Raw genomic sequence first — 20,472 nt, forward strand, 5'->3', positions numbered from 1 at the left:
CGTCACCACCGAACGCCGTCACCACCGAAGCGGACGCCGCCGTCGCGCGGGCGGTCAGGTCGTCGAGAAGGTGAACCAGTTGACGTTGACGAAGTCGGCGGGCTGGCCGCTGCTGAAGGTCAGGTAGACCGTGTGCGTGCCGGTCACCCCGCTGATGTTGGCCGGGACCGTGCGCCAGCTCTGCCAGCCGCCCGTATTGGCCAGCGCGAAGTCGCCGACGGGCGGGGCGGACGGGCTGTCCAGCCGCACCTGCACCAGCCCGCTCACGCCGGCCGCCGCCCCCGAGGCCACCCTGGCCTTGAACTGGCGGGCGGGCTCGGAGCCGAAGTTCACCCCGTCGTAGCGCAGCCAGTCGCCGCCCGCGATGGCGCCGACGTTCTGGCCGCCGCCGGTGTCGGTGGTGGCCTCGACGATGGTGCCCGACTGGGCCTGGTAGCGCTCGGCCTGGATGGTGGAGCGCGCGTCCACGCCGCCCGGGACGGTCGGTGTCGCCGTCGGGGTGGAGACCGTGCCGCTCTGCCAGACGGCCACGTAGTCCACCAGCAGCGGGTGCCCGGGGACGGTCGCCGCCGTCGGGGTGCCCGTGCCGGCCAGGGCGTTGGGGAACGCGCCGCCCATGGCCAGGTTGAGCAGCAGGAAGTAGCCGCCGTGTCCGGTCATGTTGGTCCAGGTGGCGGCGTCGAGCTGGTTCTGGCTCACGCTGTGGAACTGCTGGCCGTCGACGTACCAGCGGAGCTGGTTCGGGCTGGCGGCGCGGTCCCACTCGAAGCGGTAGGTGTGGAAGGCCGACTGGCAGGACGATCCGGGGCAGGCCCGGCTCGCGCCCAGGCCGGTCGTCTCGTTGCAGGGCCCGCCGGGGCTGACGCCGCAGTGGAGCACGCCCCACACCGAATTGATGCCGTTGACGTTCTCCATGATGTCGAACTCGCCGATGCCCGGCCAGTTCCAGTAGTTCCCCCGGTACGGCGCCCCGAGCGCCCAGAACGCCGGCCAGTAGCCGAGCGCCGCCTGACCGGTCACGTCCGGCATCTGGATCCGGCCCTCGATCCGCAGGACCCGCCCGTCGGCCGGCTTGAAGTCGGCCCGCCTGGTCTCGATGCGGGCCGAGGTCCACTCGCCCGAGCCGCTGCGCAGGGGCGTGATGCGCAGGTTGCCCGAGCCGTCGAGGCTGACGTTGGAGGTGCTGGAGGTGTAGTTCTGGATCTCGCCGGTGCCCCAGTCGCCCGGTCCGCCGGGGTAGCCGTGCCCGGTGTCGATGATCCACTCGGCGGACGAGGGCGGCGTGCCCGCCGCGCCGTTGAAGTCGTCGGACCAGACCAGCGACCAGCCGGACGGCGTGGACGGCACGGACGCCGAGGCGCTGACGGCCACTTTGACGAGCAGGCCGGTGAGTGCCACGAGCACCACCGCCACGGCCACCAGGCGGCGCCTGTGCCGGATCTCTGTTGTCATCCCTGCTCCATGGGGGGTGATGGAGTCGACTGAGAGAGCGCTCTCTTGACGCGACGTAAACACGCTGCTGACCGCGTGTCAATATGGGAGAGCGCTCTAGAGCAGATCGACGGACGACGCCCCGGCGGCCTCGAACGCCGCCCGCCAGAAGCTCTCCAGCAGCGGGAACCGGCCGGGGGCGGACTTCTTCGCCCGCAGGAACCCGTGCACCACCACCGCGTACCCGGACAGGTCGGGCAGCAGCCGCGCGTCCCGCAGCTCCTCGATCTTCCGGCCGCGGGCGGCCTCGTTCGGGTCCAGCTCGCCGACGTCCAGGTCGCCGTGGTCGTTGAGCAGGTCGCTGAACACGATGAGCCGGTGCTCCCGGTCCGGCTGCCGCAGCGCGCTGAGCTGCTTGGCCGCGTACCGCAGGGCGCCCAGGACGTCCGAGCCCCGGCCCTCCTTCGGGCAGTCGAGCAGCTCGACCGCCCGGGGCAGCACCTGCGTGATCCGGCGGGCCCTGACCCGGTCCTCGACCGCCGGGTCGTCGTCGGGGTTCTCGGTGCGGGTGGCGGCGATGGGCACCGGGTCCCTGCGGCACGCGCCGCTCTCCGAGCCGCCGGTCACCGCCGCGAAGCCGATCCAGTCGCAGCCCTTGGCGAAGCCCGGCAGCTCGGACTCGACGTCGTTCCTGGCGGTCACCGGGTCGGCGTAGCCCGTCGCGTCGACGACCGCGCCGCACACCGGGCCCGGATCCGTGCCGCACCCGCTCACCGGGACCGCGGCCAGCGCCAGCACCACCACGACCCGCCCGGACCGGCTGGTCATCGGCGCCCTCCGGCCGGGGAGGTTCGCGCGCCCGTCCGGCGGGTCCCCTCGTCCGAACGGCCGCGACAAGAACGCCATCCGCGTCTCCTGGCTCCGGCCGGACGCGACCCCGGCTCGAATGTCACTGAATTTCAGACTAGTTCGTCATGTCCTTTTCCGGCGGGGTGATCCGGCGTCCGCACGCGAAACGGCGGCCACCGGCGCCCTGGTCGGGAGCCCGTGACCGCCGTCGTGTCCGGAGGGGGAGGTGGCCGCTCAGCCCTTCTCCGCCTCGCCGGTGGCCTGCTCGAGCGCGTCCTCGGGCGAGGCCTCGAGGTCCTGCTCGGCGTCGGCGCCGGCCTGCGCGGAGGCCTTGTCCAGGCGCACCCAGCTCGTCACGCTCTCCACCGCGAACAGCACGAACAGGTACGCCGTCAGCACCGCGAGCACCGGCGTCAGCCAGCCCAGCGCCGCACCGGCACCGATGATCAGCAGGCGCAGCTCCCAGCCGAGCCCCGCGTGGAACACCCACGCGGGCGGCCAGATGCTCTGCCGGGTGCGGTAGACGGTGTCGTAGGTGTGGTAGCCCACGACGTAGACCAGCACGAACAGCAGCCACTTCGGCGCGCCGGCGGCCAGGCCGATCGCGATCATGGCGAGGAACTCGGTGCCGCGCAGCAGCGGCGGGGTGAGCCAGTCGAAGCGGCCCAGGTGGTCGCGCGGCGCGGTCGGCAGCACGAGCAGCAGCGTGATGGCCACCGGCACGAGCAGCAGCGGCCCCTTGTCGGGCAGCCCGACGACGGTGACGGCGACGACGGCGAGCAGCGCCACGAGCGTGGCGGGCACGGGCGGCAGGCCCTTGCCCAGCTTGCCCGCGAGGGCGTGCACGAGCGGGCCGTCGTCGCGGTAGGCGAGCAGGCGGGCGGTCTGGATGCGGCGGCGTTCCTCGTCGGGGTCCGGCGTGGGGGTGGCCATGGCCTGCGGTTGAGTGATCATACGAGCGACCTCATGAGGCGTCCGGTGAGGGTGTAGGCGGCGGCGACGGAGCCCCAGATCACGAGGGTGAGGAAAGTGATCCGGGCGTCGAAGAGGGCGGCGGTGATCGCGATGGCCGCGAACCGCTCGCCGATGGGGAACACGATCATCTTCCGCGCCCAGTGGACCGCGCGGAACTTGCCCGCCCTGGTCCACATCTTGAGCACGCCGCGCAGGCCCTGGCTGCGCTCGGCCTTGCGCCGCTCCAGCGCCCTGCGCAGGTCGCGGTCGTCGGGGGCGTCGAGCGGGAGGGTGGGCAGCTGCGCGGGCGGCTTGCGCCGGTTGGAGATGCCGAAGGAGAAGTCGAGCAGGTGGCGTACGGACTGGAGCCCGATGGCGGCCAGCGCCAGGATCCAGATGTCGTCGCCGTTGCCCGAGACGACCCAGCCGACGGCCAGGCCGGCGAAGACCACGTATTCCTTGAAGCGGTCGAAGGTGGCGTCGAGCCAGGCCCCCAGCACGCCGAACTTGCGGGCGTACCGGGCCACCTGCCCGTCGACGCAGTCGAAGACGAAGGCGAAGTAGATCAGCAGGCCGCCGGCGACCATCCACGGCCGCTCGCCGGTGGCGAAGCAGGCGGCGGCGGCCACGCCGAGCGTGATCGAGATCAGCGTCACCTGGTTGGGCGTGAGCCCGCGCCGCGCCGCCCAGCGGGCGATGAAGCGCGAGTAGGTGGAGACGAAGTAGGTGGTGAAGAAGCCGTCGGCGCCCTTGACCGCGTTGTTGAGCCGGGCGCGGTCCTCGTTCATGCCGGCCATCTCGGCGCCGGCCTCGTTGACCTCCTCCGGCGTGGTCACCCGGCGGTAGAACAGGTCGCGGCGGCCGCGCACGCCGACCGACACGCCGTTGCGCACCAGGCCGAACACCACGAGCTGGACGAGGTCGTCGTCCGCGCCGAAGCGGTCGGCCATGAGGGCCAGTTCGCGGCAGGTCTGCGCGAGCACGGGGGCGTTGCGGGCGCTGATGTGCAGCGGGCCGAGCACCACCGCGTTGGGCCTGGTCACCGCGTGGTTGGCGGTGCCGACCGACACGACGCGCGACTTGCCGACGCGCGCGCGCACCGGCAGCCCTTCGAGCCGGCCGTAGCCGATCTCCGGGTCGGCCTCGTCGATCGGTACGGTGTCCTCCTGCGCCTCCTCGGCCACCTCCAGACGCGGCTCCTTGGCCACGAGCGCCAGCGCGCCGCGCTTGGCCTTGGTGATCTGGTAGATCAGCTCGTCGTGGACGACCGAGTTCTGGGGGATGATGAAGAGGCTCTCCGTTGCCGATTCTGCGACGTCGGCCAGGGCGCGCAGGGCGGCGGCCACGTCGCCGGTCTCGATCGTGGCGGGCCGCGGGTCATAGGAGACGAGCTGGCTGCGCAGCCGCTCGGCCACGGTGGGATTGCCGGGCAGCGCGGCCAGCCTCAGGCCGGTCGGAGAGGTGTCGGGGCCGGGCGAAGAGCCCAGCAGGACCACGCGGGTCATGACTCCCTTTCGAGGCAGTAGCGGGGGGTTGAACAACGGGTGATGCGGGGACAGACGTCAAAGTCTAGTGACGGCAGGGCAAACTCGCGTCACCAGAGCATGCCCGGAACATGCCGCGCGGGCGGCCGTAAGATGGGCAAGTGAGTCTCTACCGCGACGAAGGCGTCGTCCTGCGGACGCAGAAACTCGGTGAGGCCGATCGCATCGTCACCGTTCTGGCCAAGCGCACCGGCAAGATCCGGGCGGTGGCCAGAGGCGTGCGCCGCACCAAGTCACGCTTCGGCGCGCGGCTGGAGCCGTTCACGCACGTCGACCTCCAGCTCCACACCGGCCGCACGCTCGACGTGATCACCCAGGCGGAGACCATCAGGCCCTACGGCGAGGCGCTGGCCGTCGACTACCCCCGCTACACCGCCGGCAGCGCCATGCTGGAGACGGCCGACCGGCTGACCCACGGCGAGAAGGAGCCGGCGCTGCGGCAGTTCCTGCTGCTGGTCGGCGGCCTGCGCACGCTGTCCGAACGCGCCCACGAGGCCAGGCTGGTCCTCGACGCGTACTTCCTGCGCTCGCTGGCGGTGGCCGGTTACGCGCCCGCGCTGGAGGCGTGCGCCAAGTGCCAGGCCCCGGCGGTCAGGGCCTTCGCCATCGTCGCGGGCGGCGTGGTGTGCGGGGCGTGCCGTCCGGCGGGCTCGGCGGTGCCGGCGGGGGAGACGATCGGGCTCATGACGGCGCTGCTGCGCGGCGACTGGGTCACCGCCGACGCCTCGGAGTCGCGCCACCGCAGCGAGTGCAGCGGTCTGGTGGCCGCATATCTGCAATGGCATCTGGAACACGGAATACGCTCTCTGCGACACGTCGAAAGGGAGCATGCGTGAACGTCCGGCCTCCGACCCCTCATCCGTCAGGCGCCACCCCGCCGCCGATCCCGCGTGACCTCGTGCCCCGGCACGTCGCCATCGTGATGGACGGCAACGGCCGCTGGGCCAAGGCACGCGGCCTGCCGCGCACCGAAGGGCACAAGGCGGGCGAGTCCTCGCTGTTCGACGTCATCGAGGGGGCCCTTGAGCTGGGCGTCCCCTACCTGAGCGCCTACGCCTTCTCCACGGAGAACTGGAAGCGCTCGCCCGACGAGGTGCGCTTCCTGATGGGCTTCAACCGCGACGTCATCAGGCGGCGGCGCGACGAGCTCAACGCCATGGGCGTGCGGGTGCGCTGGGCGGGCCGGCCGGGCCGGCTGTGGAAGAGCGTGATCTCCGAGCTGCAGGCCGCCGAGCAGATGACGCTCGGCAACAACAAGCTGACGTTGCAGTTCTGCGTCAACTACGGCGGTCAGGCCGAGATCGTCGACGCGGCGGTGAAGCTGGCGGCCGACATCGCGGCCGGGCGGGTCAAGCCGTCGAAGGTGAGCGAGAAGGTGTTCGCCCGCTACCTCGACGAGCCGGAGATCCCGCCGGTCGACCTGTTCCTGCGCTCCTCGGGCGAGCAGCGCTTCTCGAACTTCCTGCTGTGGCAGTCGGCCTACGCCGAGATGGTCTTCCTCGACCGGCTCTGGCCCGACTTCGACCGCCGCGACCTGTGGGCGGCGTGCGAGATCTACGCCAAGCGCGACCGCCGCTACGGCGGCGCGATCCCCAACGAGGTCGCCGGCGCCTAGGGACACCCCGGGTTCACCCCCGCTGAGCTGCCGCGCTGGGGCCCTCGACGGGCTCGACCTGAGCGTGCGCACCGGCGAGGTGCACGGCTTCCTCGGCCCCGACGGCGCGGGCAAGAGCACGACCTTCCGGATCCTGCTCGGCCTCGCGCGGGCCGACGCGGGCAGCGTGCGCCTGCTCGGCGGCGACCCCTGGCGCGAGGCCGCCGAGCTGCACCGCCGCCTGGCGTACGTGCCGGGCGACGTCACGCTGTGGCCCGACCTGTCCGGCGGCGGCCGGGCTCACGGCCGGCGGGCTGCTGGCCCTGCGGCGGCGCGACGCCGGCTGAGAGGACGTGGCGTCGCGGCGGTATCCGGAATTCTGGCACGAGGGTCAGGCTGAGAGCCGGTGAAGGCGGGTACAACCCGTTCCCCCACGATGAAGGAGGGCCGATGATCCCAGGTTGCGGCTCGTGCAACTGTTCCGACGTCTTCGCCACCGCCAAGCCGCCGTGGTGGCAGACGTCCAGCGAAGCACCCTGAACCACCCGCAGCTGCCGCCCGTCCCCCGATCGTCGCGGGGACGGGCGGTTCGCGTGCGGGGCGGTCAGGCGCGGCGGCGGGCCCGGTAGGCGGCGACGTGCATGCGGTTGCCGCAGGTGCGGCTGTCGCAGTAGACCCGCGAGCGGTTGCGGGACTCGTCGACGAACACGCGGTCGCAGTCGGGGGCCGAACAGGTGCGCAGACGCTCCATCTCGCCCTCCACCAGCAGGTGCGCCAGCGCCACGCCGCAGTCGGCGGCCACGTGCTCGGCCAGGGAGGCGTCGGTGGCGAAGTAGTGCACGTGCAGCGGGTGGCCGTCGTGCTCGGTCAGCCTGGGCGTGATGCGCGTCTCGGCGAGCAACGCGTTGAGCGTGCGCACGGCGCTGGCCACGTCGGAGGCCGTGAACACCCGGTGGAACGCCTCGCGCACCATGCGCACCTGGCCGAGGTCGCGGGCCGTCAGCGCGCCGATGCCGCTGATCTGCCGGGACTCCACGAAGGCTTGCAGCTCGGCCAGGCTGGCCAGACCGTCGTCGCCGCCGGTGGACGGCGAGGTGTTGACCAGGTCGACAACGGTCGCCAAAGAATGCACCATGTCATGGCCAAACGGCATGTTGACTCCTGTCGGGGCCGGTTCTAGCGTGGTCGCAGCGTATCTCTCCCATGGGGCTCCGGGGGTTTCCGTGAGTGCATATCGGCGTATCGTCCTGATCGCGATCGCCGGAGCACTGATCATCTCCACCTCCGCGCCCCTGGTGCGGTTGTCCGGGGCGTCGCCCGCGACGTCGGCGTTGTTCCGCTGCGCGTACGCGGCGCCGCCCATGGTGCTGCTCGCCTGGCTCGAACGGCGGAAGCTGGGGCCCCTGCCCTGGCGGAACGCGCTGCCGGCCTGGGCGGCGGGCGTGCTGTTCTCGCTCGACCTGCTGTTCTGGCACCAGTCGATCAAGCTGGTCGGCGCGGGCCTGGCGACCGTGCTGGGCAACCTGCAGGTGTTCATCGTGGCCTTCGCCGCCTGGGGCCTCTTCCGCGAGCGCCCCGCCAACCGGCTCATGGCGAGCACGCCGATCGTCTTCGGCGGGGTCGTGCTGATCTCCGGGGTGTTCGACGGCGCGGCCTACGGGCTCGACCCCGTCATGGGCGCCGTCACCGGGCTGGCGACCTCGGTCGTGTACGCGGCCTACCTGCTGCTCATGAAGGCCGGGCCGGGGCGCACGGCGGGGCCGCTGGCGCACGCGACCGTCGTGGCCACCGTGCTGATCGCGGCGCTCAGCCCGCTGTTCGGCGGGGCCGACCTGGCCCCGGAATGGCCGGCGCACGGATGGCTGCTGCTGCTCGCGCTGGGGCCGCAGGTGGCCGGATGGCTGCTGATCACGTACTCGCTGCCCAGGCAGCCCGCGGCGCTCACGGCGCTGCTGCTGCTCGTGCAGCCGATGACCACGGTCGCCATCTCCACGCTCACGCTGGGGGAGCGGCCCTCCGCGCTGCAGCTCGCCGGGTGCGCCGCCGTCGTGCTCGGCGTGCTGTACGGCTCCCGCGGCCCTCAGCCCACGCGGGCCGGCGCCGAGCAGGACGAGCAGGTGCCGAAGACCTCGACCGTGTGAGTGATCTCGGTGAAGCCGTGGTCGCTGCCGACCGCCTCCGCCCAGCGCTCGACGGCCGGGCCGGCCACCTCGACCGTGTGCCCGCAGCGGCGGCAGACCAGGTGGTGGTGATGGTCGTCGCTGGCGCACGCCCGGTAGACCGACTCGCCCTCGTCGGTGCGCAGCACGTCGACCTGGCCGCAGTCGGCCAGCGCCTGCAACGCCCGGTAGACGGTGGTCAACCCGATCTTGGCGCCGTGCAGGCGCATCTCTGCATAGACGTCCTGGGCGCTGCGGAACCCCTCGCTGCGGCGAAGGGTGTCGTGCACGGCATCGCGCCTCGTCGTCATGCGACCTCCTCGACACGGACATGTGGTCGCCGGCTCACTGGGGACTCCTGGATACGGCCTCGCCGTACGAATTTACCGACAGCCAGGGCCAGGACGAAGCCGGCGAGGGCGAGAAGCACGATCGCCGCGCCCGGAGGCACCCGCGACGACATCGTCGAGGCCAGCAGACCGCCCACCGAGGCGAGCACGCCGAACAGCATCGCCAGGCCCATCGTCGCCCGAAAGCCCCTGGTGAGCTGCTGGCTCGTGGCCACCGGGATCACCATCAGGGCGCTGACCAGCAGCAGGCCGACCACGCGCATGGCGATGACCACGGTGAGCGCGGCGGTGACCGCGATCAGCAGGCTGAGGAAGCGCACCGGCAGGCCGCTGGCCTTGGCCATCTCCTCGTCCTGGCACAGCACGAACAGCTCCCTGCCGAAGACGACGACCACGCCGATCACCGCCACGGCCAGCGCGCCGATGATCCAGATGTCCTCCCGCGTGACGCTGGCGATGGCGCCGAACAGGTAGGAGTTCAGCTTGGCGTTGCTGCCGCCGGGGGCGATGCCCATGAGCATGACGCCGCCCGCGATGCCGCCGTAGAACAGCAGGGCGAGCGCGACGTCGCCGCTGGTCCGGCCCCGGGCCCTGACCAGCTCGATCGCCACCGCGCCCAGCACCGAGACGACCACGGCCGTCAGCACCGGCGCCGTGCCGGTCAGGAAGCCCAGCGCCACGCCGGTCAGGGCGACGTGCCCGATGCCGTCGCCGAGCAGCGACAGCCTGCGCTGCACGATGAACGTGCCCACCGCGGGCGCGCACAGCCCCACCAGCAGCGCGGCGATCAGCGCGAGCTGGAAGAGGTTCTCCTGCAGAAGGTCGATCATCGCGGTTCTCCCTGCCAGCCGGTCAGCGGGCCGGCGGCCGGCTCCTCGGCGTGCGGATGCTGGTGCTCGTGTCCCGGCCTGGCGCACTCGCCCTCGGGCCGCGGCGGCTCGCCGTCGTGCGCGACGCGGCCCTCGCGGACCACGACGCCGCGGGTGATCAGCGGCTCCAGCGGGCCCAGCTCGTGGGCGACCAGGACGATCGTCTTGCCGTCGCGGACCAGGCCGCTCAGCGTGTCGGCCAGGAGCTGCTGGGTCTCGGCGTCGACGCCCGCCGTGGGCTCGTCCATCACGTACGTGTCGGGCTCCCCGGCCAGGGCGCGGGCGATGAGCACGCGCTGCTGCTGGCCGCCCGAGAGCGACTGCACGGGGTCGCCGGCCCGGCCGGTCAGGTCGACCGCGTCGAGGGCGTGCGCGACCGCCGCCCGGTCGGCCGCGCTGGTCCTGCGCAGCCGGCTCTGCCTGGCGACGCGGCCCGAGGCCACGACCTCGCGGACGGTGGCGGGCACGCCGCCGCCGACCTGGAGGCGCTGGGGCACGTAGCCGATGCGCCACCAGTCGCGGAACCGGGCGGGCGGGGAGCCGTACAGGAGGGTCTGGCCGCCGGACAGCGGGGTGAGGCCGAGCAGGGCGCGGACCAGGGTGGACTTGCCCGAGCCGTTGGCCCCCAGGAGGGCCACGACCTCGCCGGGGCAGACGGTCAGGTCGACGCCGCGCAGGATCTGCCGGCCGTCGAAGCTGACCCGGCCGCCGGTCATCGCGAACGCCGTCTCGCTCATGCCGCACACCCCAGAGCCGTCCGCAGGGTCTTGAGGTTGTCGCGCATGGCCGTCAGGTAGTCGCCGGCGGGCTTGCTCTCCAGCGGGTCGAGCACGGCCGTCTTCGCGCCGACCTCGCCGGCCAGCACCTCGGCCACCTTCGGGCTCACCAGGGACTCGGTGAAGATCGTGGTGGCGCCCTCGGCCCTGGCCAGCGCGGCCACCTCCGACAGGCGCTTGGGCGACGGCTCGGTCTCGGGGTCGAGCGTGATGCCCACCTGCTTGAGCTTGTAGCGGTCGGCCAGGTAGCCGAACGCCTCGTGCGCGGTGACCAGCGTCTTGCCGGCGCAACCGGCCAGGCCCTTGGCGAACTCCTGGTCGAGGCCGCCCAGCACGCCCGCCGCCGTGGCGGCGCGGTCCTTGTAGGCCTGCGCGTGGGCGGGGTCGGCGGCGGCCAGGCGCTCGCCCAGCTTCCCGGCGACCGTGGCCAGCCGGGACGGGTCGAGCCAGATGTGCGGGTCGTAGGAGACGCCGTGCTCCTCGGCGTGGCCCTCCTCGCCGGCGTGCCCGTCCGCCGGGATCGTGGTGACGACGGCGGCGGCGTCGAAGGCGGTGTCGGCGGAGACGGCGTCGTCGACGGCCGGCTGCACGCCCTTGACGTAGACCGTGAGCGCGGCGTCCTGGAGCTTGGTCATCTGCTGGATGCCCAGCTCCAGGTCGTGCGGCTCGACGCCGGGCGCGGTCAGGACGGTCACGTCGGCGTCGGGCCCGGCCACCTGCTCCGTGAGCCACTGGAGCGGGTAGAAGGCGGCGATCACCGCGGGCCTGCCGCCCGCGGCGGTCTCGGTGCTCTCCGCGGCCCCGGCGCCACAGGCGGACGTGGCCAGCAGGGCTGCTCCGGCGAGGAAGGTTACGGCGCGCATTGGGGGCGTACGGGACATCACGCCCTCAAGTATGGAGAAAATGAAAATGATTGTCAAAATCCCCGGCGGGCCGGCCTAGAACGCCCCAAACCGGTCAGCGGCCAGGAGCGCCAGGAAGACCAGCATCACGACCCGCAGCAGCCGCCCGCCGACGCCCAGCGACGGCCACGACAGGTACGCCAGCCACCCGACGAACGCCAGCACCGCCAGCGCCGCCACGCCGCCCAGCCAGTTGGCCAGCGCGAAGGCGGCCAGCAGCAGGATCACCAGCACGGCGGGGGCCACCCACCTGGGCACCTGCGTGAACAGAAACGTCATCGGGACCGCGCTGCGCCGCTCGACGGCCCTGCGCGCGCCGCCCGCGCCCGGCGTGAAGAACTGCTCGCCCCGGGGCAGCGGGCGCTTGTTTTTGGAGGCCACGTCGAGAGCCTATGGGAGTTCGCGTGACAGCAGGGTGCGCACCTCTAGGCTGGGCTGGTGCTCGCCGTGATCCGATACACCGTGCCAGAGTCCCAGTCCCAGGACTTCCTCAAGCAGGGCCACGCCATCCTCGACACCTTCGCCGCCCAGCCGGGGTTCCACCGCGGGCGGCTGGCCCGTTCGGTCGACGAGCCCAACCTGTGGGCGCTGGTCAGCGAATGGGAGGGCGCCGGGTTCTACCGCAGGGCGCTGTCGGCCTCCAGGATGGTCATGTACCCGTTGATGATCCTCATGGTCAACGAACCCAGCGCGTTCGAGGACGTGTACACGCAAGAGGGCGCGTAGCATCACTCGCGCGCGGGACCGGGTGGGCGTCCCCTAAGCTGGGATCTCACCGAATTCACTCGCCGACCTCCAGCCGGAAAGAGACGCAACCAAAATGGCACGACGCACCGACGTCATGGACACCATCGTCAGCCTCGCCAAGCGCCGCGGGCTCGTTTACCCGTCGAGCGAGATCTACGGCGGACTTCGCGCGTCGTGGGACTACGGTCCTCTGGGTGTCGAGCTGAAGAACAACGTCAAGCGGCAGTGGTGGCTGTCGATGGTCCAGTCGCGCGACGACGTGGTGGGCCTCGACTCCTGCGTCATCCTGGCGCCGGAGGTCTGGCGGGCCAGCGGCCACGTCGAGACCTTCACCGACCCGCTGACCGAGTGCCAGTCGTGCCACAAGCGCTTCCGCGCCGACCACCTCGTCGAGGCCTACGAGGAGAAGAACGGCAAGGAGCCCGAGAACGGCCTGGCCGACATCACCTGCCCCAACTGCGGCAACAAGGGCACCTTCACCGAGCCCCGGCAGTTCAGCGGCCTGCTCAAGACCTTCCTCGGCCCGGTGGAGGACGAGTCGGGCCTGGCCTACCTGCGTCCCGAGACCGCCCAGGGCATCTTCATCAACTACCTCAACGTGCAGCAGTCGGCGCGCAAGAAGGTCCCGTTCGGCATCGGCCAGGTCGGCAAGTCCTTCCGCAACGAGATCACCCCGGGCAACTTCATCTTCCGCACCCGCGAGTTCGAGCAGATGGAGATGGAGTTCTTCGTCAAGCCCGGCACCGACGAGGAGTGGCACCAGTACTGGATCGACGAGCGGTTCCGCTGGTACTCCGACCTGGGCATCAACAAGGACAACCTGCGCCTCTACGAGCACCCGCAGGAGAAGCTGTCCCACTACTCCAAGCGCACCGTCGACGTCGAGTACCGCTTCAACTTCCAGGGCTCGGAGTGGGGCGAGCTCGAAGGCATCGCCAACCGCACCGACTTCGACCTCACCGCCCACTCCAAGGCCTCGGGCGTCGACCTGAGCTTCTTCGAGCAGGACACCGGTGAGCGTTACGTCCCCTACGTCATCGAGCCGGCCGCCGGCGTCGACCGGGCCACGCTGACCTTCCTGCTCGACGCCTACACCGAGGACGAGGCGCCCAACGCCAAGGGCGTCCTGGAGAAGCGCACGGTGCTGCGGCTCGACCACCGGCTCGCGCCGGTCAAGGCCGCGGTGCTGCCGCTGTCGCGCAACGCCGACCTGTCGCCGAAGGCGCGCGACCTGGCCGCGCAGCTGCGCAGGCGGTGGAACGTCGAGTTCGACGACGCGGGCGCGATCGGCCGCCGCTACCGTCGCCAGGACGAGATCGGCACCCCGTTCTGCATCACCGTCGACTTCGACACCCTCGAAGACCACGCGGTGACGATCCGCGAGCGCGACAGCATGGCCCAGGAGCGCATCGCCATCGACCAGGTCGACTCCTACCTGCGCCAGCGCCTCAACGACTGACCCCGGCACCACCTCACCGGCGCCGCCCCGGCTCTCCGCCGCGGGCGGCGCTCGCGTTTTCCAGCCAGGCCGCAGGACAGGCCGGGTCGGTCAGGACAGGTGGCGGCCGAACCAGGTCAGCACGTAGTCGTAGGCCTGCGAGGCGGCCCGCTCGTCGTAGCGGGCGCCCGTGTCGTTGAAGAAGGCGTGGCCGACGCCGGGGACGGTCACCAGCTCGTGGGTGAGCCCGGCCTTCGTCAGCGCCGCCTCGGCCGCGTCCCTGGTGGCGTTGACGCGGTCGTCCTGCTCGGCGTAGATCGCCAGCACGGACGCCTTGGTGCCGGTCAGGTCGGCGTCGTCGGGCAGCGGGCCGTAGAAGGGCGCGGCGGCGGCCAGCCGGGTCTCCCCGGACGCCAGCAGCAGCCACGTCATCCCGCCGCCGAAGCAGAACCCGATCATGCCCAGCCCGGCGCCCTCGGCCCGCTGCTCCAGCTCGCCGACCGCCGCCTTCATGTCGGCCACGAACCGCTCCTGAGGGATCTCGCCCAGCTTCGCCGTGACCTGTGCGGGGTCGGCGAACGCGGCCGTGCCGCCGTCCCGGGAGAGCAGGTCGGGCGCCAGGGCCGAGTAGCCGCTCGCGGCCAGCCGGCCGGTGACCGACCGGATGTGGTCGGTCAGCCCGCGGTTCTCGTGCATGACCAGCACCGCGCCCTTGGGGACGGCGGCGGCGGCCCAGGCGGCCCGCAGGGTGGTCCCGTCCGGACCGGGGAACGTGATCTCCTGCGTGGGCAGCGGGGCCGGGCCCGCGGGGGAGGCCGTGCCGGACGGCGCGGCGGCAGGCGGCGTGCTCGCCGCGTCGGTGTCGGGGTCGGCGCCCGGGTCGGTGTCAGGGGTGGCGCCGCAGGCGGCGAGGAGGGCAGTGGCGGCGGGGAGGGTGAGCCCGAGGAGGCCCAGGCGGCGCAGGGCCTCCCGCCGCGAGATCAGGCCCTCTACGTGGTCGAGTGCCACTTCTTCTGCCAAATATCGCTGGAAGGGCGTCATGGTCGAAAGATCTAACGGTGAGCACCGAAAAATCGTGTAAAGGCGATAGTTATGTGGTCTTTCGCTGGCGTTTGGTGAGGTGGTGCTGAATCCGGGAACGCCGCTCCGGACCCATGGCGTGCCCCCTCATCCGGAACTATGGTCAAGATCATGCGACTGCTGGTGGTCGAGGACGAGGAAGACCTGGTCGACGCGTTACGGGTGGGTCTGGTCCGGGCGGGCTACGCGGTGGACGTGGCCTACGACGCGCCGTCGGCGCACGAGAAGCTGGAGGTCAACACCTATGACCTGGTCCTGCTCGACCTGAACCTGCCCGGCGGCGACGGCTTCGAGCTCTGCCGCTCGGTACGGGCCGCCGGCCGCGGGGTGCGGATCATCATGGTCACCGCCCGCGACCGCCTCGACGACCGGGTGCGCGGCCTCGACGAGGGCGCCGACGACTACCTGGTCAAGCCGTTCGCCTTCCCCGAGCTGCTGGCCAGGGTGCGGGCGCTGCTGCGCAGGGACACCGGCGGCACCGCCGTCCTCCAGGTGGGCGGGCTGCGCATCGACACCGCCCGGATGGAGGTCTCCCTCGACGGCCGCTCCCTGGCCCTGACCCCCAAGGAGTACGGCGTGCTGCACTATCTGATGACCCGTCCCGGCCATGTGGTCTCCACCGAGGAGCTGCTCGAACACGTCTGGGACGAGCACGCCGACCCCTTCACCAACACCGTCCGGGTCACCGTCGGCAACCTGCGCCGCAAGCTCCAGGAGGACGGTCTCATCGAGACGGTGATCAGCCGCGGCTACCGGCTCAGGGAGCCGGCGTGATCCACACCATCCGCTTCCGGCTGACCGTGCTCTACTCGGGGCTGCTGTTCGTGCTGGCCGCGCTGGTGCTGGGCGGCATCTACGTCGCGGTCTCCAAGACCACCGAGGAACGCCCGTACTCGACCGAGTACGCCAAGGCGTACCGCGGCAACCAGTACGTGGGCAAGCAGGAGGTCGTCTTCATCGAGGAGGTCGAGAACGAGGTCAACATCAGGACGCTGGCCACGTTGCGCGACTATTCGCTGGCCACCCTGGCCGGGCTCTACCTGGCGTCCCTGGGCATCGGCTGGGTGTTGTCGGGGCGGGTGCTGCGTCCGGTGCGGTCGATCACCCGGACGACGGAGGAGATCCAGGCGACCGACCTGACGCGGCGGATCCGGCTGGGCGGCTCGCGCGACGAGCTGAAGGACCTGGCCGACACCATCGACACCATGCTCGACCGGCTGGAGGAGGCGTTCAGCGCGCAGCGCCGGCTGATCGACGACGCCTCGCACGAGCTGCGCAGCCCCCTGACGATCATCCGGGCCAACGTGGACGCCGTGCTCGCCTCGCCCGAGGCCAGCGAGGCGGAGCGGGCCAGGGCCGTGCAGATCGTGGACCGGGCGACCACCCGCATGACCAGGCTCGTGGAGGACCTGCTGGCCAGCGCTCGGCGGCAGGCGACCGCGTTCGCCGACACCGACCTCGACCTGAGCAGGGTGGCGCGGGAGGCGTGCGAGGAGTACGCGGCGCCGGCCGCCGCCCGCGGCCTGACGATCACCCGCGGGCTGGTCCCGAACCTGGAGATGACCGGCGACCAGGACGCGCTGCGCCGGGCCGTGGCCAACCTGCTGTCCAACGCGGTGCGCCTGACCCCGCCGGGCGGGAGCGTCCGGGTGGGGGCCGGCCGGTCGGGCGGCTGGTTGTGGGTCGCGGTCAGGGACGACGGCCCCGGCCTCGGCGTGGCGGAGCAGGAGCGGGTCTTCGATCGGTTCTGGCGCGGCGAGGCCAGCCGGCGCGACCGGCACACGGGCCTCGGCCTGGCCATCGTCCGGCAGATCGTGGAGTCGCACGGGGGACGGGTGGCGGTGTTCTCCAGCCTCGGGCAGGGGGCCACGTTCGTGTTGTGGCTGCCGCCGCGCGACGGCGCCCCGGGCCCGGCCCCCGAGACCAACCCCCTCCCCACCTGACCCCGCGCCCCCGCCTGACCGCGCCGCGAGGTTCGCGCCGACGCGGGCCTGTGCGGGCCCTACTCCAGTACGCGCCCGACGAGCTGCCCGTCCCGCGCCACCGCCACGCAGTACGCCGTGCGGTGGCGCGGCCACTCCTCCTCCAGCGGCGGTAACGCGGTCACCTCCACCTCGCTCCGCCTGCCCGGCGCGATCCGCAGCCGCGGCGCGCAGAAGTCCGTGGCCTGCCGCCTGGCCCGCTCGGCGCCCGGCCATGCCCCCTCCGGCACGACGTAGATCATGCCGAACTCGGCCGCGTGCGGGTTCCCGCACGGCACGAGCGTCGCGATCAGGTCGTCGGGGATGGACACGAGGCAGTCGCCCGGCCGCAGCTGGGTCGCGTGCCGCTGTTCCGCGCCCGGCACCGACGACCCCGCGGACGGCTCGGGCGTTCCCGAGCCGCAGGCGGACAGCGCCAGGACCAGGCAGGCGGCCATCAGACCTCGGGACGTCGTGCGGGGCATGCGAGCAGAGTGTCATGCCTCGATCACGTCCATATCGCGGAACGACCCGAGCTGGGTCACGTTGAGCGATCACGACGGCCGCCGCCCGGGCGCGGAGCCCGGAGGTCCAGGTAGATCACCGTGTCCGCGGGGGACTTGGCCGACCCCGCGACGAAGCCTGCACGACGCTTTGGCATGGCGGCAGCGGCCATGGGCGTCTCCTGGCGGGACCCGATCCGATTCCCCACCTCTCGCTCCTCTTTCTCAAGAATTGGTGTAAACCAATTGGTATAAACCAATTTATCGGGCAGCGGTCCTATAATTGGATTAGACCTGTCATGGGCGGTTGACCTGCAAAAACGATGACTTAACCGAGGAGTGCAGTTTCATCATCAATTTCGCCGGTAGAGTCCCGGGCAGAAGCGTTGGATTGGAGCTGTGGTGGCCAAGTACGTTTACGACTTCACCGAGGGCAACAGGAATCTCAAGGATCTTCTCGGTGGAAAGGGCGCGAATCTCGCCGAGATGACGAATCTCGGGCTGCCCGTACCCCCCGGATTCACGATCACCACTGAAGCCTGCCGTCACTACCTGACGGAAGGCGCTCTTCCCGACGGCCTGGAGCGCGAGGTCGCCGAGCACCTGGACGCCCTGGAGGCCCAGATGGGCCGCCGGCTCGGACAGGCCGACGACCCGCTCCTGGTCAGCGTACGGTCGGGCGCGAAGTTCTCCATGCCGGGCATGATGGAGACGGTCCTCAACATCGGCCTCAACGACGAGTCGGTGCACGGCCTGGCCAAGCAGGCGGGCGGCAACGACCGCTTCGCCTGGGACTCCTACCGCCGGCTGATCCAGATGTTCGGCAAGACCGTGCTCGGCCTCGACGGCGACCTGTTCGAGCACGCGCTCGACGAGCTGAAGGGCCGCCGCCAGGACACCGACCTCGACGCGGGCGAGCTGCAGGGTCTCGTCGAGACCTACAAGGGCATCGTCCGGGAGCAGACCGGCAAGGACTTCCCCGCCGACCCCCGCGAGCAGATGCGGCTGGCCGTCATGGCGGTCTTCGACTCCTGGAACGCCCCGCGCGCCATCCTCTACCGCCGCCAGGAGCGCATCCCGGCCGACCTCGGCACCGCCGTCAACATCGTGGCCATGGTCTTCGGCAACGTCGGCAACGACTCGGGCACCGGCGTCGCCTTCACCCGCGACCCCGGCTCCGGCCAGCAGGGCATCTACGGCGACTACCTGCAGAACGCCCAGGGCGAGGACGTCGTCGCCGGCATCCGCAACACCATCCCCCTCCAGGAACTCGAACGCCTCGACAAGCGCTCCTACGACGAGCTGCTGCAGATCATGGAGACGCTGGAGAACCACTACAAGGACCTGTGCGACATCGAGTTCACGATCGAGCGCGGCAAGTTGTGGATGCTCCAGACGCGGGTCGGCAAGCGCACCGCCGCGGCCGCCTTCTGCATCGCCACCCAGCTCGTCGACCAGGGCCTGATCACCCTCGACGAGGCCGTCACCCGCGTCACCGGCGACCAGCTCGCCCAGCTCATGTTCCCCCGCTTCGACGGCGGCGCCGAGAAGAAGAAGATCGCCAAGGGCATGAACGCCTCGCCGGGCGCCGCCGTCGGCAAGGTCGTCTTCTCCTCCGAGCGCGCCGTCGAGCTGGCCGGGCAGGGCGAGGACGTCATCCTCATCCGCCGCGAGACCAACCCCGACGACCTGGCCGGCATGATCGCCGCCAAGGGCATCCTGACCAGCCGCGGCGGCAAGACCTCGCACGCCGCCGTGGTCGCCCGCGGCATGGGCAAGACGTGCGTGTGCGGCGCCGAGGAGCTGGAGGTCTCCACCGGCGAGCGCAGGTTCACCGCGCCCGGCGGCGAGGTCGTCTCCGAAGGCGACGTGATCTCCATCGACGGCACCACCGGCGAGGTCTACCTCGGCGAGGTGCCGGTCGTGGACTCGGCCGTCGTCGAGTACTTCGAGGGCGCGCAGCCGGACGACGACCTGGTCAGGGCCGTGGACCGGATCATGGGCCACGCCGACTCCGTGCGCCGGCTCCGGGTCCGCGCCAACGCCGACACCCCCGAGGACGCCGCGCGGGCCCGCCGCTTCGGCGCCCAGGGCATCGGCCTGTGCCGCACCGAGCACATGTTCCTCGGCGAGCGCCGCCAGCTCGTCGAGGACCTCGTCCTGGCCGACGGCGACGAGGAGCGGCAGGCCGCGCTCGACGCCCTCGAACCCCTCCAGAAGGCCGACTTCATCGGCATCTTCAAGGCCATGGGCGGCGACCCGGTCACCATCCGGCTCATCGACCCGCCGCTGCACGAGTTCCTGCCCGACCTGGTGGACCTGTCGGTCAAGGTCGCCACCTCGCCCGACGTGACCGACAAGGACCGCAGGCTGCTGGCCGCCGTCAAGAGGCTGCACGAGCAGAACCCGATGCTGGGCCTGCGCGGCGTGCGTCTCGGCCTGGTGATCCCCGGGCTGTTCGCCATGCAGGTGCGGGCGATCGCCCAGGCCGCGGCGGAGGTCCCGGGCGCGCGGCCGGAGATCATGATCCCGCTGGTGGCGTCGGTCCAGGAGCTGGAGTCCGTACGCGAGGAGGCGACCAGGATCCTCGCGGAGAACGGCGTCGAGGCGCTGATCGGCACCATGATCGAGGTGCCGAGGGCGGCGCTGACGGCGGGCCAGATCGCCGAGGCGGCCGAGTTCTTCTCCTTCGGCACGAACGACCTGACCCAGATGACCTGGGGCTTCAGCCGCGACGACGTCGAGGCCGCCTTCTTCTCGCGCTACCTGGAGCTCGGCATCTTCGGCGTCAGCCCGTTCGAGACCCTGGACCGCGACGGCGTCGGACGGCTGGTCAGGATCGCCGTCGAGGAGGGCCGCGCGGCCCGCCCCGACCTGCACGTCGGCATCTGCGGCGAGCACGGCGGCGACCCCGACTCGGTGCACTTCTGCCACGAGGTCGGCCTCGACTACGTCTCCTGCTCCCCGTTCCGCATCCCGGTGGCCCGGCTGGAGGCCGGCCGCGCCGCCCTGACCGACACCGACTCCGACACCCGCTGACGAGCGCGGCGGCCGGGGCCCCGGGCCCCGGCCGCCCCTAGCCGCGGCGCCGGTTGGCCAGCGACACGGCGGTGAACACCACGATCCCGATCAGGAGGAAGAAGAGCACGAAACCGATGATGATCTCCGAGACGCCTAAGTTCACGGGGGTTCCCTCCCTGCCGGCGCTCCCTGGAGGAGCGCTCCTTGCGACGGATCGTAGGAGCGCCCGGTTGAAGATCTGTTGATTTCCTGTCCATGAACCCCGGAGATCGCGGGAAAAGCGGCTTTTGGGAT

General features: G+C 71.5%; 20 protein-coding genes and 1 pseudogene. 9 read left to right on the forward strand and 12 right to left on the reverse strand.

Going from position 1 to position 20,472, the window contains the following annotated elements; all coding sequences use genetic code 11:
• Positions 1-54 precede the first annotated feature (54 nt).
• From AB0J76_RS29620 to AB0J76_RS29635, 4 genes are all read right to left on the reverse strand, one after another.
• A complete protein-coding gene (locus AB0J76_RS29620) occupies positions 55-1,452 on the reverse strand; it encodes a glycoside hydrolase family 16 protein (protein ID WP_352323410.1) in 1,398 nt (465 codons plus the stop codon).
• Between the two features lie 96 nt (positions 1,453-1,548).
• Positions 1,549-2,259 carry a hypothetical protein gene (locus AB0J76_RS29625; protein ID WP_352323409.1) on the reverse strand — a complete coding sequence of 237 codons (711 nt, stop codon included), beginning with the start codon at positions 2,257-2,259 and terminating at the stop codon, positions 1,549-1,551.
• A gap of 255 nt (positions 2,260-2,514) precedes the next feature.
• Positions 2,515-3,234, reverse strand: a complete 720-nt coding sequence (locus AB0J76_RS29630; protein WP_352323408.1) for a DUF5941 domain-containing protein — start codon at positions 3,232-3,234, stop codon at positions 2,515-2,517.
• Entirely contained in the window at positions 3,231-4,739 is a 1,509-nt protein-coding gene (locus AB0J76_RS29635; protein ID WP_352323407.1) for a CDP-alcohol phosphatidyltransferase family protein, read from the reverse strand. Before AB0J76_RS29635 ends, AB0J76_RS29630 begins: the two co-directional genes overlap by 4 nt.
• 140 nt (positions 4,740-4,879) lie before the next feature.
• Here AB0J76_RS29635 and recO point away from each other — a divergent pair, with 140 nt between their 5' ends.
• From recO to AB0J76_RS29650, 3 genes and pseudogenes are all read left to right on the forward strand, one after another.
• A complete protein-coding gene (gene recO / locus AB0J76_RS29640; RefSeq protein ID WP_352323406.1) occupies positions 4,880-5,614 on the forward strand; it encodes a DNA repair protein RecO in 735 nt (244 codons plus the stop codon).
• Positions 5,611-6,393, forward strand: coding sequence for an isoprenyl transferase (locus AB0J76_RS29645; RefSeq protein WP_352323405.1), 783 nt, complete (start codon positions 5,611-5,613; stop codon positions 6,391-6,393). The genes recO and AB0J76_RS29645 overlap by 4 nt, the downstream gene beginning before the upstream one ends.
• 22 nt (positions 6,394-6,415) lie before the next feature.
• Positions 6,416-6,664, forward strand: a pseudogene (locus tag AB0J76_RS29650) (ATP-binding cassette domain-containing protein); the annotation flags it as partial.
• Between the two features lie 312 nt (positions 6,665-6,976).
• Here AB0J76_RS29650 and AB0J76_RS29655 read toward each other — a convergent pair.
• A complete protein-coding gene (locus AB0J76_RS29655; RefSeq protein ID WP_352323427.1) occupies positions 6,977-7,504 on the reverse strand; it encodes a CGNR zinc finger domain-containing protein in 528 nt (175 codons plus the stop codon).
• Between the two features lie 91 nt (positions 7,505-7,595).
• Here AB0J76_RS29655 and AB0J76_RS29660 point away from each other — a divergent pair, with 91 nt between their 5' ends.
• Positions 7,596-8,513, forward strand: a complete 918-nt coding sequence (locus tag AB0J76_RS29660; RefSeq protein WP_352323404.1) for a DMT family transporter — start codon at positions 7,596-7,598, stop codon at positions 8,511-8,513.
• Here the strand turns inward: AB0J76_RS29660 and AB0J76_RS29665 are convergent.
• The 5 genes from AB0J76_RS29665 to AB0J76_RS29685 form a co-directional block, all read right to left on the reverse strand.
• Positions 8,453-8,842, reverse strand: a complete 390-nt coding sequence (locus tag AB0J76_RS29665) for a transcriptional repressor (protein WP_352323403.1) — start codon at positions 8,840-8,842, stop codon at positions 8,453-8,455. The genes AB0J76_RS29660 and AB0J76_RS29665 overlap by 61 nt on opposite strands.
• Positions 8,839-9,711, reverse strand: coding sequence for a metal ABC transporter permease (locus tag AB0J76_RS29670; protein ID WP_352323402.1), 873 nt, complete (start codon positions 9,709-9,711; stop codon positions 8,839-8,841). The genes AB0J76_RS29665 and AB0J76_RS29670 overlap by 4 nt, the downstream gene beginning before the upstream one ends.
• Positions 9,708-10,487: a metal ABC transporter ATP-binding protein gene (locus AB0J76_RS29675; RefSeq protein WP_352323401.1), complete on the reverse strand. Its 780-nt coding sequence runs from the start codon at positions 10,485-10,487 to the stop codon at positions 9,708-9,710. Before AB0J76_RS29675 ends, AB0J76_RS29670 begins: the two co-directional genes overlap by 4 nt.
• Complete coding sequence (locus tag AB0J76_RS29680; protein ID WP_352323400.1) at positions 10,484-11,389, reverse strand: zinc ABC transporter substrate-binding protein; 906 nt, start codon at positions 11,387-11,389, stop codon at positions 10,484-10,486. The genes AB0J76_RS29675 and AB0J76_RS29680 overlap by 4 nt, the downstream gene beginning before the upstream one ends.
• Positions 11,390-11,464: 75 nt before the next feature.
• Positions 11,465-11,809: a DUF6703 family protein gene (locus AB0J76_RS29685; RefSeq protein ID WP_352323399.1), complete on the reverse strand. Its 345-nt coding sequence runs from the start codon at positions 11,807-11,809 to the stop codon at positions 11,465-11,467.
• A 57-nt stretch (positions 11,810-11,866) separates the two neighbouring features.
• Here AB0J76_RS29685 and AB0J76_RS29690 point away from each other — a divergent pair, with 57 nt between their 5' ends.
• Entirely contained in the window at positions 11,867-12,154 is a 288-nt protein-coding gene (locus AB0J76_RS29690; RefSeq protein WP_352323398.1) for an antibiotic biosynthesis monooxygenase, read from the forward strand.
• A gap of 94 nt (positions 12,155-12,248) precedes the next feature.
• Complete coding sequence (locus AB0J76_RS29695) at positions 12,249-13,634, forward strand: glycine--tRNA ligase (RefSeq protein WP_352323397.1); 1,386 nt, start codon at positions 12,249-12,251, stop codon at positions 13,632-13,634.
• Positions 13,635-13,724: 90 nt separating this feature from the next.
• Here the strand turns inward: AB0J76_RS29695 and AB0J76_RS29700 are convergent, their stop codons facing one another.
• Entirely contained in the window at positions 13,725-14,654 is a 930-nt protein-coding gene (locus AB0J76_RS29700; RefSeq protein WP_352323396.1) for a dienelactone hydrolase family protein, read from the reverse strand.
• 150 nt (positions 14,655-14,804) lie between these two features.
• On the opposite strand from AB0J76_RS29700, the gene AB0J76_RS29705 reads away from it, so the two are divergent.
• Together AB0J76_RS29705 and AB0J76_RS29710 are read left to right on the forward strand one after the other, a co-directional pair.
• Positions 14,805-15,467, forward strand: a complete 663-nt coding sequence (locus AB0J76_RS29705; RefSeq protein WP_352323395.1) for a response regulator transcription factor — start codon at positions 14,805-14,807, stop codon at positions 15,465-15,467.
• Positions 15,464-16,636: a HAMP domain-containing sensor histidine kinase gene (locus AB0J76_RS29710; RefSeq protein ID WP_352323394.1), complete on the forward strand. Its 1,173-nt coding sequence runs from the start codon at positions 15,464-15,466 to the stop codon at positions 16,634-16,636. The genes AB0J76_RS29705 and AB0J76_RS29710 overlap by 4 nt, the downstream gene beginning before the upstream one ends.
• 59 nt (positions 16,637-16,695) lie before the next feature.
• On the opposite strand, the gene AB0J76_RS29715 is transcribed toward AB0J76_RS29710, so the two are convergent.
• Complete coding sequence (locus AB0J76_RS29715) at positions 16,696-17,139, reverse strand: hypothetical protein (protein WP_352331184.1); 444 nt, start codon at positions 17,137-17,139, stop codon at positions 16,696-16,698.
• A 420-nt stretch (positions 17,140-17,559) separates the two neighbouring features.
• Here AB0J76_RS29715 and ppdK point away from each other — a divergent pair, with 420 nt between their 5' ends.
• Positions 17,560-20,196, forward strand: coding sequence for a pyruvate, phosphate dikinase (ppdK, locus tag AB0J76_RS29720; RefSeq protein WP_364391143.1), 2,637 nt, complete (start codon positions 17,560-17,562; stop codon positions 20,194-20,196).
• The last annotated feature ends 276 nt before the right edge of the window (positions 20,197-20,472 follow it).

Origin of the sequence: Nonomuraea sp. NPDC049624 (genome assembly GCF_040675255.1) — a bacterium.
Taxonomy (GTDB): Bacteria; Actinomycetota; Actinomycetes; order Streptosporangiales; family Streptosporangiaceae; genus Nonomuraea.

Excerpts from the sequence above, each read along its gene's own strand:
- AB0J76_RS29620 (WP_352323410.1), bottom strand. The coding sequence starts at position 1,452 with ATGACAACAGAGATCCGGCACAGGCGCCGCCTGGTGGCCGTGGCGGTG.
- AB0J76_RS29625 (WP_352323409.1), bottom strand. The coding sequence starts at position 2,259 with ATGACCAGCCGGTCCGGGCGGGTCGTGGTGGTGCTGGCGCTGGCCGCG.
- AB0J76_RS29630 (WP_352323408.1), bottom strand. The coding sequence starts at position 3,234 with ATGATCACTCAACCGCAGGCCATGGCCACCCCCACGCCGGACCCCGAC.
- AB0J76_RS29635 (WP_352323407.1), bottom strand. The coding sequence starts at position 4,739 with ATGACCCGCGTGGTCCTGCTGGGCTCTTCGCCCGGCCCCGACACCTCT.
- AB0J76_RS29665 (WP_352323403.1), bottom strand. The coding sequence starts at position 8,842 with ATGACGACGAGGCGCGATGCCGTGCACGACACCCTTCGCCGCAGCGAG.
- AB0J76_RS29670 (WP_352323402.1), bottom strand. The coding sequence starts at position 9,711 with ATGATCGACCTTCTGCAGGAGAACCTCTTCCAGCTCGCGCTGATCGCC.
- AB0J76_RS29675 (WP_352323401.1), bottom strand. The coding sequence starts at position 10,487 with ATGAGCGAGACGGCGTTCGCGATGACCGGCGGCCGGGTCAGCTTCGAC.
- AB0J76_RS29680 (WP_352323400.1), bottom strand. The coding sequence starts at position 11,389 with ATGCGCGCCGTAACCTTCCTCGCCGGAGCAGCCCTGCTGGCCACGTCC.
- AB0J76_RS29695 (WP_352323397.1), top strand. The coding sequence starts at position 12,249 with ATGGCACGACGCACCGACGTCATGGACACCATCGTCAGCCTCGCCAAG.
- AB0J76_RS29700 (WP_352323396.1), bottom strand. The coding sequence starts at position 14,654 with ATGACGCCCTTCCAGCGATATTTGGCAGAAGAAGTGGCACTCGACCAC.
- AB0J76_RS29705 (WP_352323395.1), top strand. The coding sequence starts at position 14,805 with ATGCGACTGCTGGTGGTCGAGGACGAGGAAGACCTGGTCGACGCGTTA.
- AB0J76_RS29715 (WP_352331184.1), bottom strand. The coding sequence starts at position 17,139 with ATGCCCCGCACGACGTCCCGAGGTCTGATGGCCGCCTGCCTGGTCCTG.